Here is a 14864-nt window from a genome sequence, read left to right on the forward strand (position 1 = left end):
ATGCTGTCACTGATGATTGTGGATGATTCCAATATCATCCGCCGCAAAATTGAACGCTGTAATGACTCGGATAAATTTCGTGTAGTTGCCGCTGCAGCCAACGGCGCTGAAGCACTCGAATTATTTAAACAGGCACGCCCGCAAGTGGTCACTATGGATTTGACCATGCCGGAAATGGATGGAATTGCCTGCATCCAGCAATTGATGGCAATGGATTCCGGATTACGAATTTTAGTGATTTCTGCTTTATCGGATAAAGCCACAGGAATTGATGCACTGAAAAAAGGTGCGCGCGGCTTTTTATGCAAACCCTTTACGGATGATCAACTGCTGGAAGCGCTCACCGAACTCACAGAAGATTAAGGCCGACCCATGTCACAAGAAACTTTGCAAGTATTTATCGATGGCGTAGTGCGCTATTTTCATCACACGAATGACAAAGATGTAAAAGTCGGTACACCTTATCTGGTCGAAAATAATAATCCTGCTGCTTATGATGTGACCGGGATTATTGGTATTTCCGGCCCCTATCGTGGCTGTGTGTATTTCACTGCACCACGCATTTTGCTCAAGCATTTATTGCTCAGCATTGGCGAGTTGGATACCAGCAACGAACATATTTTTGATTTGGTGGGCGAAGTAGCCAATACCATTTCAGGCAACGCCCGCAGCCGCTTTGGCCACGAGTTTATGATTTCGGTACCGGTGATGATCGAAGGTGCTCCCAACCAGATCCACCTACCGTCACAAATGCGCTCTTATGTCATTCCGGTTTACTGGAAGGCTTATCACGCGGCGGTAGTCATTTGTCTGGAGCAATAATTCTGGCTTACTGATTGGGGAATTGGGTATTTAAATAAAGCTGTTCCACTTTTTCGCGTGCCCAAGGCGTTTTGCGCAAAAATTTCAAACTTGATTTCACACTCGGGTCAGCTTGAAAACAGCGAATACTAATCTGTTTACCCAGTGCTTCCCAGCCGTAGTGGTCGGCGAGACGCGTTACAATGGTTTCCAGTGTAAGGCCGTGGAGCGGATTATTTTTTTGTTCGGTCATAGTTTTATCCCGCAGGAATTGAATCCACTATTCTACGCTATTTTTAATTGCTGCAATCTGTTTGTCGCTATAGGCAAACCACAGCTGGCAGATAATAACGCCTATTACACCGGTTAGCATCAGCAGTGAAAACGGAATGGCATTACCTGTATAGAAAAAGGCAAGCAATGGTCCAGCAAAGGCACCACTACCAAAACGCAAGGTTCCCATTACTGCTGTTGCGGTGCCTGAGTTGTGCGGGAATTTCATTAATACCAGTGCATCAGTATTGGTCGATATCAACGTAAGGCCTGCCATCAGTGGTGCAATACTGAATACACTGAACCAGATATTCAATCCCAGAAAATTAAAAACGCAGAGCAAGAGAGCGCTGACAAGAGCAAGCACAACGCCGGTACGCAGCATCCGTAGCGAGCCAAGACGTGTCACCAAACGGCTATTAATAAAGTTTGCAACAATCAAACAGATGACATTTGCACCGAACAACACACTGAATACTTGTTCGCTCACGCCAAAATAATTGATATAGATAAAGGATACGGCAGTGATAAAACAAAAAAAAGCAAAAGAGCCAAGCATCATGCTCACAATCAGCGGTCGTGCGAGTGAGTTGGAAAATACAATTTTGTAACCGCTAAAAAAATTTCCTGCCGCTTTGGGTTGATCGTTAACAGGCTTGCCAATTTCTGGCAACCACTTCCACACCAATGCAAAGATCAATGCACCATAAATTGCCAGTACTACAAAAATACTGCGCCACTCGCTCACCCACAATATTGCGCTACCTATGCTCGGTGCGAGCAGGGGCGCGAGCATCATTATCATCGATAAATAGGACATGCCTTTAGCGGTGTGCTCCTGATACAAATGCCGCACCAGACCGGGCACTACCACCGTCGCCGCAGCGCCGCAAAATGCTTGCAGTGCACGCAAGAATAAAAAGTGGTTGATGTTATCGACAAACGCTAGCGCGATACTGCAGAGGGTAAAACCGGTCAGGCCAAAAATCGCCAAGGGTCTGCGCCCGAGTGAATCGGCAAGTGGGCCAAACAACAGCATACCCACACCGTAGGCAGCGAGAAAAATACTGAGCGATTGCTGCACACCGCCAATATGAACATTTAAGTCGTGTGCAATATCGGGCATCGCGGGCAAATACATATCCACCGCCAACGGTGTAGTGGCAATCACCGCCGCGAGCAGCACAATTAAAAACGGATGGGATTCTTTAGTCATAATCAGGTCGCATTAACTAGTGATGTTAATGCTACGCGCCCGACGGCAATTAAACGATGGGATAGAGCAAATGCAATTGCACTAAAATTTCGATCATTGGGAATTGGTGGGATGACCGCAATTATTTTGCAGTTTGGTTATAGCATCGCCATAAAGTGGCTGCAAAAGTTCTAATTGTTTATCACCCAAATATTTCTGCGCAAATTCCCATGGTGGAACACCGTTATTCCAGTCGCAATGGATAACGGCGATAGTGGCAAGGTTTTGTGCAACGGAAGTTTTTAGATAAGGGCGATAATTTTTTTCTTGTGCGAATGCCGCAAACTTATCCAATTCGGAGATATAAAATTTCGCAGGATGAGTAAAACTGACTTGATGTACTCCCGCCTGCTCCATAATCGCTTTTACATACATAGGTTTGAGCGCAGCTTGTGTTTGTGGCCAATTTTCCAAATTAAAATTCCCGGTTTGCGCGTAGGTATTCATAGCAAGCAGGGAGAATAGAAGACACAGGATCGACAGGGTTTGGCGCATGAATAGCATACGTAATTCTCGGCGGGACAATATGAGGGAGTAATTATACTCGCAGACTCTGGCGCATCAGCAAACCCAATTGATTGACATTGATATAAAGGCGTGTAAACTGAGCCTCAGCTTGAAAGTACGTCTAATATTTATGCACCACATTTCGAAGTTCCAGTATAGTATTTCGTCCTGTTTACATAAGTAATTCCCACATTTCCAGCACAAACGCCCCTCGGGGTAAACTTACTTTTGTATTAATAGGTAACACTATGTCTAAAACTACTACTGGCACTGTAAAATGGTTTAACGAAGCTAAAGGTTTCGGTTTCATCGAACAAGAATCTGGTCCAGACGTTTTTGCTCACTTCAGCGCTATTTCTGGTTCAGGTTTCAAAACCTTGGCCGAAGGCCAAAAAGTTAGCTTCACCGTGACCCAAGGCCAAAAAGGCCCACAAGCTGAAAACATCCAAGCTATCTAATATCAGATAGTTTATTAGCGGCGAAAGTCGCTGATGTGACAGCTAAAAAGGCGAAATCTACGGATTTCGCCTTTTTTATTGCCTGTCGTTTAGCCTCAGCCCTGACAAAGGTCACCAGTCAGGCGCTCTACCCTTGTATTTAACTGCCGCTCCCCAATTGTTCCCTGAGCTTGCTCATCCCATGGGAATCATTATGTCTGCATCCATACCCGCGCATGCGCCTTTATCGCGCCGCCAGATTTTGCTCGATCTTTTGCGCCCCTATCACTTACGAATCCTATTCGCCCTGATTGCATTGGTCGTTGCCGCCGCCTGCGTGCTGTTGATTGGCCAGGGTTTAAAGCAGGTAATCGATAAGGGTTTTGTTGCTGGTAGCCCGGAGTTGCTCAACTATGCACTCTTGGGGTTATTGGGAGTTATTCTGGTGATGTCAGTGGCGACTTACAGCCGATTCTACCTTGTCTCCTGGTTGGGGGAGCGCATCACTGCCGATTTGCGCCGCCGGGTATTCTCACATTTATTAACCCTCTCGCCAGTTTTCTTTGAGCAAAACCGCACCGGCGATGTACTTTCCCGCCTCACCAACGATACCACCCAGTTAGAGACTGTAATCGGCTCCAGCGTATCCATGGCGCTGCGCAATGCTTTGCTGCTGTTAGGTGGCTTGGTGATGTTAGCGGTGACCAGTTTAAAGTTGATGGCTTTGGTATTGGTGGCGATCCCGTTTGTGCTGGTGCCCATCATCGTGTTCGGCCGTCGCCTGCGCAAACTCGCGCGCGCCAGCCAGGACAGTGTGGCGGATGTAGGTGCCTATACCGACGAGGTCATCCATGAGATTCGCACAGTGCAGGCCTATGGGCATGAAACCGCATCGGTTGAATCCTTCAATCAGCGGGTTGAGCAAACCTTTGGTACAGGCATTAAGCGCATTCGCCAGCGCGCACTTTTGGTCGCTGCTGTTATCACACTGGTATTCAGTGCGGTGGCGATGATTTTGTGGGTCGGCGGCCACGATGTGTTGGCCGGTAGTATTAGTGGCGGTGAGTTGTCGGCGTTTATTTTTTACGCCGTGATAGTCGCGAGCGCCATGGGTACGATTTCGGAAGTGATTGGCGATATGCAGCGCGCCGCCGGTGCGACTGAGCGATTGGTTGAATTACTGGCGACACCATCGGCATTGCCCATGCGTGAAGTCCCGGAATTATTACCCACACCTGCGCTTGGTTTGGTGGAGATGCGCGCAGTACATTTTGCTTACCCGACTCGTCTGGATTCACCGGTATTTGATGGTTTTGATTTGCGCGTTAATCCGGGCGAAAAAATTGCGCTGGTGGGGCCATCGGGTGCGGGCAAAACGACAGTGTTCCAATTGTTGCAGCGCTTCTATGATCCTCTGGCCGGTGAAGTTTTGTTGGATGGTGTTGATTTAAAAAATGCGTATATCCAACAAGTGCGCGAGCGCATCGCACTGGTGCCACAAGACCCGGTTATTTTTGCCGCGAGCGTGCGCGACAATGTTCGCTATGCGCGCCCGGCTGCTAGCGATGCTGACGTTATCGCCGCCTGCAAAGCGGCGTTTGCGATGGAGTTTATCGAGCAATTACCGGAAGGCTTGGATGCCTATCTCGGTGAACGCGGCGTGCGCTTATCGGGCGGACAAAAACAGCGTATTGCAATTGCGCGCGCAATTCTCGCGGACCGACCGATTTTATTATTGGATGAAGCGACCAGCGCGCTCGATTCCAATAGCGAACAAGCGGTGCAACAAGCACTGGAAGTGCTGATGAAAAACCGCACCACCATCATGATTGCGCATCGCCTATCGACCGTTGTTAATGCGGATCGCATTCTGGTGTTGCAACAGGGGAAAATTGTCGCGAGTGGTACGCACACAGAATTGTTGGCGAGTAGTGATTTGTATCAGCAGCTCGCGCGTTTGCAATTTCAGTTGGATGCCTAACCAAAATATCCAATGCCTTTTGCCATCAGCGCAGCGCAGAGCATGATGGCAATGACGGCGGCCAGTTCGAGATGAATCAGGCGGCGAATAATGTTGAGCGTAGTTGCACTTACCTGTGGTAATTGCTGTTGCTTCAAGGAGCTGCGCCAGGATAAAAATTTCACTGTGGGATAAATCGATAAAATACCCACCAGTGCAAACAGCGAAATTTTTACAATAAACGGCAAGCTGTGAAAGTAATAGGCATCGCCCTTTTCAAAATGCAGCGCCCGGCCGAATCCGATAACCAGGATAGTTACTGCAGAGATGCCATAAATTTGGTCTGTCTTCAGTAGTGATTGCGCGGTCTGCAAACTAAAAGGTTGCCGCAACAGAATAAATTCATACGCGAGCGCAGTAAATAAAGCGAATGCAGCAAGATGATGTAAAAAGGCCATCAGCCAATTAGTAACTAGTCCACTCATGTTAGCTCCTCAAAGTATCCTCTCAGGCTGTTCTAGCATTGATTGCTGTTAAGACGGCGTGCAGCGTGCAGGTCGGTACATCATGCAAAACACCCCTGTATCTTGCGATAGACATTTGTCATTCGCAATTCATGAGCTTTGTCAGCGCTTAAATGTGAGTAATGACACCTGAGTTCTGTGCTCACGCTATTTATGCTGGAGCTTCTTTCGGGAATCGGCCCGATTTATTTGAGTAAGGAGATCCCTATGCGTATTAACACAGGTGTATTCGCCGTTGTGGCCGCGATTATTGCCCTGCCAACCTTTGCCCATGAGCTGACTTTGAATGTGATTAATATCAAATCGGTCAAGGGTAACTTGTTAGTGGCGGTTTATGACAAAGAGGAGCACTACACTGCCAATAGCAATTGGGTGGCCGCGAAACAGGTAAAAGTCTCAGGGACAACCATATTATTGGATTTTGCCGATTTGCCCGCAGGCAATTACGCGATAAAACTGTTTCAGGATGAAAACGAAAACAACCAGATTGATATTGGCGTTAATGGAATTCCCACTGAACTTTATGGCTTTTCCAACAACGGTGGCAGCTATGGACCGCCGTCTTTTGATGAAGCAAAAGTGGTTGTCGATAAGGCGACCGAAATAGAAATTCATCTGCGATAACCAACGGCGATAGATAGAAAGCAGCGCCAAATAAAAAACGGCAATCCCGAGGGACTGCCGTTTTTTTGTATCTCAAACATTTTTTACACCTGGCTAACTTGCAGGGGAGCCAGGGTAATCCTGTTTAATTAGTTACAAGCGCGAACCAGAGACCAGGCATTGGTCCACGCCCAGCCGGTACCAGGTGCATAGGCACCGCCTTGTGAGCACCAGCCGCCAACAGTACATTGATATTCGCTGCCACCACTTACTACTTTAGCGCCAGTCGCATAGCTTGCGCCGTTTACGTAGGCAGGAGAGGTGCAGTTACCGGTAGATACTGAAGAGGCAACGCTCGAGCGGCTGCTGCTAACTGCAGTGCTTGACTTGCTTGATGAGCTAGGAGCAACGCTAGATGGCGTTGATGAAGTGCTGCCAGTACAGGCACCCAGATCCAACCAGTAGTTGTATTGGCCTGAAGTCAGTGCCGGATCATTACCTTGAGTCCAGTAGTTGGCAGAGTAGCGTCTGTTGTTGTGTTGCACTTGTTGTGGAGCTTGGTAAGCGGTACTGGCATTCCAGGTTGGCAAACCGGCACAGGTATTGTTGGAAACACTTGAAGAGGATGCTACCGACGATACGCTGCTAGATCTCACTGAAGATAATGCAACGGAAGAAGAGCTATTTGTTGGATTGCCGTAAACAACATCAATACATTGGTAAAAACCTTCAGGTGCATCTCTCAATGGGTCGCGTTGCCAGATGCTGTACACAATATGGCGACCGGTACGTGGTGGCAGGTTGACCATGTGAGTAGAGGTTGCCTCTTGGCCCGCTGGCGCTGACTCGTGGATTTGTTCCAGATCAGACCACTTCAATGGTGCCGCACCAGGGTTAAAACCTTCTTTGGTAATGTAGTAACGAAAGTAAGAAGTCTTATGTGGTGCAGTGTTAGTCCATACGAAAGCCAGAGGACCAGCAGTTACAGTGGTTGCATTCCAGTCGTTGCGAGCCAGGTTAAGGCCGTTGTTACTGGCCATATTAGCGCTACACAGCTTGCCATCGGGAATCAGAGCCTGGTGATTGTCGTTAGCGCCACCGATACCGATAGATTGTGGTTCATATTGGCTGGCATTACCGCCTGCAGAAGCAGCAACACACGCAGGTGAGCTGGCGCCGCCTTGTGCACTGGTACAGAAAAAAGCACGGCTTTTTGGTGAAGATACATAACCGTGTGCAAACGCTTGGCTGGCAAGCAAGAGCGAACCCATTACTACAGCGGAAATACCGCACGCTTTCATTGTCTTTTTCACTTTCAATCTCCGGGAAACTTATTGTTGGTTAGATGCCGGTGCGGCACCTTGGAGTGATGCTCGTTATCCATACATGCAAAGTGATTTGGCGTGGCGCCAAGATCATTCCATAGGTATCGAGTCTAAAATGACAACGTTGTATTGGCGAGTCCGACTTTCAGTTTGGAGGGTAATATTTTGCGATGCAGGTTTGATTTTTGGAAAATTTTCAGATGAAAACGAAATAAAAAGTTCGAATATTATTTTGACGTCAAATTCATGTGCTTTTTATCCCGAATGACAACGTTAGACTCGATTTCTCAATGAGGCAGCGGGAACACACAGATAAACATACTGCCCTTGCCCGGCTCGCTGGTAATTTTCAACTCCGCCTCATGACGCATCAGTACATGTTTGACAATCGCCAAGCCCAAACCGGTACCGCCGGTGCTGCTGTTGCGACTGGCATCGACGCGATAAAAGCGCTCGGTCAAACGCGGGATATGCATAGCTTCGATGCCCGGTCCGTTATCGCTGACCGATACATAGAAGTGTTTCTGGTCTTGCCAGAGCAGCACACTTACCTTGCCCTCATTGGGTGTGTATTTGATCGCGTTGATGACCAAATTGGAGAAGGCGCTGTGCAGCTCTTTCTCATTGCCCAATAACAACAAGGGTTTGGTGGTGTTGTTGCAGATCAGCGTCAGCTGCTGCTCTTTATCCTTGCTCAGCACTTCCGCTTCACTTTTGACGATGGTTAGCAGCTGCTCAATATTAATCGGTTTGTGGTTGTGCCCCGCTTCGGTCGTCTCCAGCTTGGACAGCACCAGCAAATCATTGATCAGCAGTGACATGCGTTTGGCTTGCTGTTGCATCTGCTGCAGGGGTTTATCCCAGCTGGGGGTGCTGTTGTTATCCGCAAGGGTCTCCACATAGCCATTGATTACAGTCAGCGGTGTGCGTAATTCGTGAGATACGTTGGCGACAAAGTCTTGCCGCATCTTTTCCAGATTGTGCAGCTGGGTCACATCGCGCACCACGATAAGCCGCTCCTGCTTGCCGAAGGGTGTGATTTGGAACTGCAGGTGTTTGGAGGGAAAGCGCGGCGAGGGTAGCTCCAGCGGTTCCTCGAAATTACCCTCTTCAAAATAGCTGACGAACTTGGGGTGGCGGATAAAGTTGATTACCGATTGCCCCTGGTCTTTAGTATGCAACGCCAGCATGCGGTGTGCTGCAGGGTTCCAGAAATCCAGATGGCCGCGCGCGTCGAGGATGATCAAGCCGTCTTTCAACGCTGAACTGATTTCCTGGATGCGGTTGATCACGGCCTGCAGGTTGTCTTTCTCGCCCCGCTGGTCGCGCTGCAACTGGTAGATATTGTCGAAAATCTGCCCCCAGATACCGCTCGCCTCGGGAGGGTGATCGGTTTCCTGACGCAACAGCCACTGGTTGAGGCGACGCATTTGCCAGAGCATCATCAAGATATAAATCGCACAGCCGATCAGCATCCAGAGCGCATAGTTATCGCTAAAGAAGCCAATCAAGCTGCAGATGGCGAGAATAATCAAAATACGCTGGAGTTCAGCGCTAAAACCTTTTAACAAGGGGGCCTCTCGATTCTAAATCCGTAGCCCTAGCCGACGAGCACTGCGCGACGCGCCGTAAATACATCCCTGTAGGCTCGTCTGCTAGGACTACTCACGAATAGTGTTATCAGGCTTCAATACGGGTAGAAAAACGATAGCCTGTACCGCGCACTGTCTGGATCAAATCTTCGTGGCCGTCGATAGTCAGCGCTTTGCGCAAGCGGCGGATATGCACATCCACCGTGCGCTCCTCCACATACACATTGCCGCCCCAGACGTGATCCAGCAACTGGCTGCGAGTATAAGCCCTTTCCTGATGGGTGAGAAAAAACTCCAGCAGGCGATATTCGGTCGGGCCCATATCCACTGACTGGTCATTGATGGTCACGCGGTGGCTGGCCGGGTCGAGACACAGGCCTTGCACCGTGATAGGGGCAGAGTTGATTTGCGGGTCAGCGCGGCGCAATACCGCTTTCAAACGCGCCACTAGTTCGCGTGGCGAGAAGGGTTTCGTGATGTAATCATCAGCGCCCACTTCCAGCCCCTGGATTTTGTTGTCTTCCTCACCTTTGGCGGTGAGCATGATGATGGGCGTGTTAGCAGTCACTTCATCGCGCTTCAAGCGGCGCGCGAGTTCGATGCCGCTGGTCCCTGGCATCATCCAATCGAGCAGGATCAGGTCGGGTTTTTCATCGATAATGATGCTGTGCGCATCCTGTGCGTTGCTCGCTTCCATGACTTGATACTCAGCCATTTCCAGCGCCACCCGCAGCATATCGCGAATTGCGGATTCATCGTCAACGATCAGTATTTTGCGACCAGTCATAAGTGTTCTGCCTGAAAAAACCACGGTGTGCCTCACAGGTTTGTGAAGCTATTGTTGCAGCTTATTAAATAAGTTCAGTGTTACACATTTATGACAGGTTGCAGGATATTTGGCTCCTAGCGAAAACTATAGTCCATAATAATCCCGGCAAAGACTGCTACACCCACCCAGTTATTATTGAGGAACGCTTTAAAGCAGGCTTCGCGCACGCGAAAGCGGATCAGCCACTGTTGGTAGATAAATAAACCGGCCGCTACCGCCAGACCGAGATAGTAAAAGCTGCCGAGCTCAAAGCGGTTGCCGACCAGCACCAGCGAATAGAGCGCCATGATTTGCAATACGCCGGTCATCAAGCGGTCTTGCTCGCCAAAAAGGATGGCGGTGGATTTGACGCCGATTTTCAGGTCGTCATCGCGGTCTACCATGGCGTAAAAAGTGTCGTAGGCGACGGTCCAAAGTACGACCGACAAGTAAATCAGCCACATTCCCTGATGCAATTCCCCTGCCTCTGCCGCATAGGCCATGGGTATGCCCCAAGCAAAGGCGGCACCCAGTACCACTTGCGGTAAATGGGTATGGCGCTTCATAAATGGGTAGCAGAAGGCGAGGATGAGGCCGCCGACCGACAACTTAATGGTTAGCGGGTCGGTAAACAGCACCAGCGCAAAGGCTATCAGGCAGAGTGTGATAAACAACCCAATCGCCTCACGGCTGGATACCGCACCCGTAGCCAGTGGCCGATCTTTAGTGCGCAGCACCTTGCCGTCGATCTTGCGGTCAGCGAAGTCGTTGATGACGCAGCCGGCGGCGCGCATCACTATCACCCCCAACACAAAAATCACCAGATTTTTAATGCTGGGCACGCCTTTGGCGGCGATCCATAAACTCCATAGTGTGGGCCAGAGCAACAGCAGTGTGCCAATCGGGCGATCCATGCGCGTCAAGCGCCAGTAACTGCCTGCTTTGTGCTTGAGTTGGGCGATAAAGCCAGCCTTTCCGCTATTTTTCGCTGCACGTTTGAGGATTTTTGCAGCATGGACATTCGCCCAGTCCGTGGCTGGTGTTGTTGGCTGATCACCAGTGTCAGGTGATGTAGGGCCAACAGGATCTACTGACGGTGCGATCAGTGCTGGATCCGGGACGGTAACTTTGGGTTTGCGCACCGCAGGTTTGGTGGTTGCTGCACTGGTTGCTTTTTTGAGCGTTATTTTGGCCGCGACTGGTTTGCCTTGAGCGGGTTTAGTCACTGTAGCTGCGGGTGCCTTAGCTGCTGCTTCGCTGGCAGCAGGTTTGGCGGCTTTCTTTGTCGCCGGTTTTGCCGCTGTTTTAGGTTTGGTGCTGGTGCCGCCGGCATCTGTCGGTGCAACCTTTTTCGTCGCCGGTTTTTTGGGCGCAGCAGCGGGTGGTTTTACATCGTCGGGATTTGTCATAGCCAAAACGCCGTTTTATTAAGGTTATCGGGGCAGGTGCAGCGTGAGCTGGGCGGCAAAGGCCGGTAAAAATACTTCGCTCACCAGCAGCGGCTTCTGCTGCAAGTAAAACATCGAGCGACGCCCCCAGAGTAATTGGTCGCCAACCAAATCGCCGGGGACATAGGCATGATCGCGGCTAATCCGCGCCACTGCAATGGCACTGCGTGTTAACTGTGGCTGACTGAACAAAAACGCGCCCAGCGGGCGCGTGCCCTGCTTGCGCAAATGGCGCAACCGGCCGGTCAGGCTGGCGAGTGGCAAGATACTGCGCGCAAATACCCAGGGTTCACCATTGCCGCACAGGATCACCTCACGGATCAGCGCCAGTGCCGGCCGTTTCATCCCCAGCGCATGACATTCATTCAGACACGGTAGCCCGATAATCTGCCGCACCAGTTGCACCTTGAATTGACCGCTGCTTTGGGCGATCAGGCGAGCAGTCAGGGAGCCGCTATCCGTAAGCCAATCTTGCATGGCCAGGCTTGGGCGTTGGCATTTGGCGATGCGCGCTAATGGCTGCCACGACGGTGAAGACTGGGGCAAAACCTGACTCCTTTATCGATGCGAAAAAACAGGGCGAAGGGGATGAATGGGGCGGCAGTTTATCAGCTTGCGTTCTACCGGGTACGGCATTGTGTATGGGAACCCTATGCGGAAAAAGCCAGCGCAAGTCTGCCGCAAACAAGTTATTGCAGGTAAACTCCCCCTGACTTATCGCTAAAAACCCAGGAGAGAAATCATGCATAAGACCGACATAGTAGTAGCACTGGCGAATAATACCGACCTCGGCGTCAACAAGGCTGACCTGGTGGTCTCTGCCTTTATCGAGCAGATCACCAATGCGTTGAGCCGCGGCGAATCGGTTGCCCTGCTCGGATTTGGCACATTTAATGTGAGCGCCCGCGCGGCGCGCGAAGGCCGCAATCCACAAACCGGTGCGACCATCCAAATCGCCGCCAGCAAAACCGTGACCTTTAAACCGGGCAAGGGCCTGAAAGACGCGGTCAACGAATAAGATTTTTGTCCCCTTGCGGCAGGCGCCTGCCGCATCCCTTGCTCACTCCGGCCACACAATAATTCCAAGAGGTTTCCCGCATGACGCTAACCAATAAAATTTTACTCGGCATGGTGCTGGGGCTCGTTGTCGGTGTAATTTTCAATCTGGTTTTAGGCGCGGATGAAAATCAGGTGCCTGCCAGTGCGGTTGGCCAATGGTTGCAAACCTATGTGATTGATGGTGTGTTCGATATCATCGGACAGATTTTTATTGCGTCACTGAAATTATTAGTGGTGCCGTTGGTATTTGTTTCTTTGGTGTGCGGTGCGGCAGCGCTCGGTGGGCAAAGTCGTATGGGCGCGCTGGCAACCAAGACGCTAGGTTTATACTTTTGTTGTACATCTATCGCCGTAGCGCTCGCCATTAGCTGTGCTGTATTTGTGCAGCCGGGTGAGAATGTTGATATGGCCACTGCCAGCAGTTTTACTGCGCCTGAAATTCCTTCTATTAAAGAAACCCTGATCGATATAGTGCCCAGCAATCCGCTGCAATCCATGGTTGAGGCGAACATGTTGCAGATCATTATCTTTTCGATTTTATTTGGGCTGGCTATCTCGCGTACAGGTGGTGAGGCGGGCAGTAATATCATGCAGTTATTCAATAATTTGAATGATGTCATTTTAAGAATGGTCATGATGTTGATGCAGTTGGCTCCCTATGGCGTGTTCTGTCTGTTGGTAAAATTGTTTTCGTCATTGGGCGTGGGTGCGATACTCGATTTGGCCAAATATTTTTTTACCGTATTATTTGTTTTGTTTCTACACGGCATTGGTTTTTACGGTCTGTTGATCAAGACACTCTCGGGGTTAAGCCCTGTTGTATTGTTTAAAAAAATGCAAAAAGTCATGCTGTTTGCATTTAGTACTGCATCCAGTAATGCCACTATCCCTATCACTCTGCGTACCGTTGAGCATGATTTAGGTGTGGACAATAAAGTCGCGAGTTTTTCAATTCCGCTGGGCGCCACTGTGAATATGGATGGCACTGCGATCATGCAGGGTGTGGCAACAGTGTTCATCGCGCAGGCCTACAATATTGATATAGGTATCGCCGGTTATTTAATGGTAATTCTCACCGCGACCCTCGCCTCCATTGGCACTGCCGGTGTTCCCGGTGTGGGGCTGGTGACCTTGACAATGGTGTTGCAATCCGTCGGTTTGCCGGTAGAAGGTATTGCGTTGATAATCGGTGTAGATCGCCTATTGGATATGGTGCGCACTGGTGTCAATGTGGCGGGCGATGCGGTGGTTGCTGTCATAGTCGCAAAAAGTGAAAACATGTTGGATATAGAGCGCTACAACGATATGACACTCAATGCAGAAAATGATCCCGTTGAAAAAAGTTAACAACTCCGGCACATAACTGCAGAGAAATCTGTGCAAATAGAAAAGGCGAATTGTGAAAAAACAATTCGCCTTTTTGTTTTAAATAGCTGTGTGGATTAATTGATTAATGACGCGTGCTGTTCTCTGTATCAAACTCAACACTGATCGATAGATCTTCAACCAAACAAGGCCATTTCTCAAGCTCTTCGGTCCAGCCTCTCTCGCGATGTGCATTGACATAGTTGGAGATATTAGCGCCTTCAAAACCATGTTCGTTTAATAATAATTCCGCTGAAAACAACACCGCTTGATCCAGTTCATTCGCAAAAGGTTCGCCAATTAATTCGTGCGCGATCACATTGGCGACGGTCATATCCATGGGTGCGAGAGGAATTCCACTTTTCGCCATAAAGCGGTCATTCACTTCTTCGAGTAAACGGTGTGCAAGATAAGCTTCGTCGAGCAGTGCCTCCAGCTGACTGTGCGGATCGACAATCGACGGCGGTGACATAAAATAGTCACTCGCGATTTTTAGCAGCGGTTCAACATCTTTATCAATGCCTGCCTCGTGCGCCATGCTGCGGATGGCATCGATAAAATCGGGCACGTGTTTAATGTAGCGCACCACAAAATCCGCCAAGCCTTTAGCGGCTTGCTGTTCCGGCAATTTAATTGCGGCGTGCAGGCGCTTCTTGCGGCACTCCACAAATTCCAACAGTTTTCCAGTAGCAGAATCCTGCTCCTGCGCCTGCTGGATCAGTTGGCGAATAGGGTTCAAGGGGTCGGTCAATCTATTTCTCTGATAGTGGTTATAGGTAATCACATTAGCAGTCCCGCATGTTGCTGCTGACATTCATAAGTCGCGCTTTAAAAGTAAACCATGACCAAGCAAACGCAAGTGAGTCTTAATACCAACTTTTTATATCAATGTGAAAATTTTCCATCC

Annotated in this window: 17 protein-coding genes; 7 read left to right on the top strand and 10 right to left on the bottom strand. The window is 49.6% G+C overall.

Going from position 1 to position 14864, the window contains the following annotated elements; translation table 11 throughout:
- Nucleotides 1–363 carry a response regulator gene (locus J2X05_RS16235; protein ID WP_310074436.1) on the top strand — a complete coding sequence of 121 codons (363 nt, stop codon included), beginning with the start codon at nucleotides 1–3 and terminating at the stop codon, nucleotides 361–363.
- A 9-nt stretch (nucleotides 364–372) separates the two neighbouring features.
- Nucleotides 373–822, top strand: coding sequence for a chemotaxis protein CheX (locus J2X05_RS16240; RefSeq protein WP_310074439.1), 450 nt, complete (start codon nucleotides 373–375; stop codon nucleotides 820–822).
- A gap of 7 nt (nucleotides 823–829) precedes the next feature.
- On the opposite strand, the gene J2X05_RS16245 is transcribed toward J2X05_RS16240, so the two are convergent.
- The 3 genes from J2X05_RS16245 to J2X05_RS16255 all read right to left on the bottom strand — a co-directional run bounded on the left by J2X05_RS16245 (nucleotide 830) and on the right by J2X05_RS16255 (nucleotide 2833).
- On the bottom strand, nucleotides 830–1054 hold the full coding sequence (locus tag J2X05_RS16245; RefSeq protein WP_310074442.1) for a VF530 family protein: 225 nt from the start codon (nucleotides 1052–1054) through the stop codon (nucleotides 830–832).
- Nucleotides 1055–1081: 27 nt separating this feature from the next.
- Entirely contained in the window at nucleotides 1082–2290 is a 1209-nt protein-coding gene (locus tag J2X05_RS16250) for a Bcr/CflA family multidrug efflux MFS transporter (RefSeq protein WP_310074444.1), read from the bottom strand.
- A gap of 93 nt (nucleotides 2291–2383) precedes the next feature.
- Complete coding sequence (locus J2X05_RS16255) at nucleotides 2384–2833, bottom strand: hypothetical protein (protein ID WP_310074445.1); 450 nt, start codon at nucleotides 2831–2833, stop codon at nucleotides 2384–2386.
- A 251-nt stretch (nucleotides 2834–3084) separates the two neighbouring features.
- Between J2X05_RS16255 and J2X05_RS16260 the strand changes: the two genes are divergently transcribed.
- Together J2X05_RS16260 and J2X05_RS16265 are read left to right on the top strand one after the other, a co-directional pair.
- Nucleotides 3085–3294, top strand: a complete 210-nt coding sequence (locus J2X05_RS16260; RefSeq protein WP_062057542.1) for a cold-shock protein — start codon at nucleotides 3085–3087, stop codon at nucleotides 3292–3294.
- A gap of 193 nt (nucleotides 3295–3487) precedes the next feature.
- Nucleotides 3488–5254 (top strand): ABC transporter transmembrane domain-containing protein, encoded by a 1767-nt coding sequence (locus tag J2X05_RS16265; protein WP_310074448.1) that lies wholly within the window; start codon nucleotides 3488–3490, stop codon nucleotides 5252–5254.
- Here J2X05_RS16265 and J2X05_RS16270 read toward each other — a convergent pair.
- On the bottom strand, nucleotides 5251–5718 hold the full coding sequence (locus J2X05_RS16270) for a DUF2214 family protein (RefSeq protein ID WP_310074449.1): 468 nt from the start codon (nucleotides 5716–5718) through the stop codon (nucleotides 5251–5253). The genes J2X05_RS16265 and J2X05_RS16270 overlap by 4 nt on opposite strands.
- A gap of 246 nt (nucleotides 5719–5964) precedes the next feature.
- Here J2X05_RS16270 and J2X05_RS16275 point away from each other — a divergent pair, with 246 nt between their 5' ends.
- The gene (locus tag J2X05_RS16275) at nucleotides 5965–6381 is read left to right on the top strand and encodes a DUF2141 domain-containing protein (protein WP_310074450.1); all 417 of its coding nucleotides are present in this window, start codon (nucleotides 5965–5967) and stop codon (nucleotides 6379–6381) included.
- Nucleotides 6382–6509: 128 nt separating this feature from the next.
- Here the strand turns inward: J2X05_RS16275 and J2X05_RS16280 are convergent, their stop codons facing one another.
- The 5 genes from J2X05_RS16280 to J2X05_RS16300 form a co-directional block, all read right to left on the bottom strand.
- Nucleotides 6510–7673, bottom strand: a complete 1164-nt coding sequence (locus tag J2X05_RS16280; protein WP_310074452.1) for a lytic polysaccharide monooxygenase auxiliary activity family 9 protein — start codon at nucleotides 7671–7673, stop codon at nucleotides 6510–6512.
- Nucleotides 7674–7972: 299 nt separating this feature from the next.
- Nucleotides 7973–9256, bottom strand: coding sequence for a phosphate regulon sensor histidine kinase PhoR (gene phoR, locus J2X05_RS16285; RefSeq protein ID WP_310074454.1), 1284 nt, complete (start codon nucleotides 9254–9256; stop codon nucleotides 7973–7975).
- Nucleotides 9257–9365: 109 nt separating this feature from the next.
- Nucleotides 9366–10064: a phosphate regulon transcriptional regulator PhoB gene (gene phoB, locus J2X05_RS16290; RefSeq protein WP_310074456.1), complete on the bottom strand. Its 699-nt coding sequence runs from the start codon at nucleotides 10062–10064 to the stop codon at nucleotides 9366–9368.
- A gap of 116 nt (nucleotides 10065–10180) precedes the next feature.
- Entirely contained in the window at nucleotides 10181–11047 is an 867-nt protein-coding gene (ubiA, locus tag J2X05_RS16295) for a 4-hydroxybenzoate octaprenyltransferase (protein WP_310074804.1), read from the bottom strand.
- Nucleotides 11048–11518: 471 nt separating this feature from the next.
- Nucleotides 11519–12079 (bottom strand): chorismate--pyruvate lyase family protein, encoded by a 561-nt coding sequence (locus tag J2X05_RS16300; RefSeq protein WP_310074457.1) that lies wholly within the window; start codon nucleotides 12077–12079, stop codon nucleotides 11519–11521.
- A 196-nt stretch (nucleotides 12080–12275) separates the two neighbouring features.
- Here J2X05_RS16300 and J2X05_RS16305 point away from each other — a divergent pair, with 196 nt between their 5' ends.
- Nucleotides 12276–12551: an HU family DNA-binding protein gene (locus tag J2X05_RS16305; RefSeq protein WP_310074460.1), complete on the top strand. Its 276-nt coding sequence runs from the start codon at nucleotides 12276–12278 to the stop codon at nucleotides 12549–12551.
- Between the two features lie 80 nt (nucleotides 12552–12631).
- Nucleotides 12632–13939 (top strand): dicarboxylate/amino acid:cation symporter, encoded by a 1308-nt coding sequence (locus tag J2X05_RS16310; RefSeq protein ID WP_310074462.1) that lies wholly within the window; start codon nucleotides 12632–12634, stop codon nucleotides 13937–13939.
- Nucleotides 13940–14042: 103 nt separating this feature from the next.
- Here J2X05_RS16310 and J2X05_RS16315 read toward each other — a convergent pair whose 3' ends face one another.
- Nucleotides 14043–14771, bottom strand: coding sequence for a hypothetical protein (locus J2X05_RS16315; RefSeq protein WP_310074464.1), 729 nt, complete (start codon nucleotides 14769–14771; stop codon nucleotides 14043–14045).
- Nucleotides 14772–14864 lie beyond the last annotated feature (93 nt).

Source organism: Cellvibrio fibrivorans (genome assembly GCF_031457055.1).
Classification (GTDB): domain Bacteria; phylum Pseudomonadota; class Gammaproteobacteria; order Pseudomonadales; family Cellvibrionaceae; genus Cellvibrio; species Cellvibrio fibrivorans.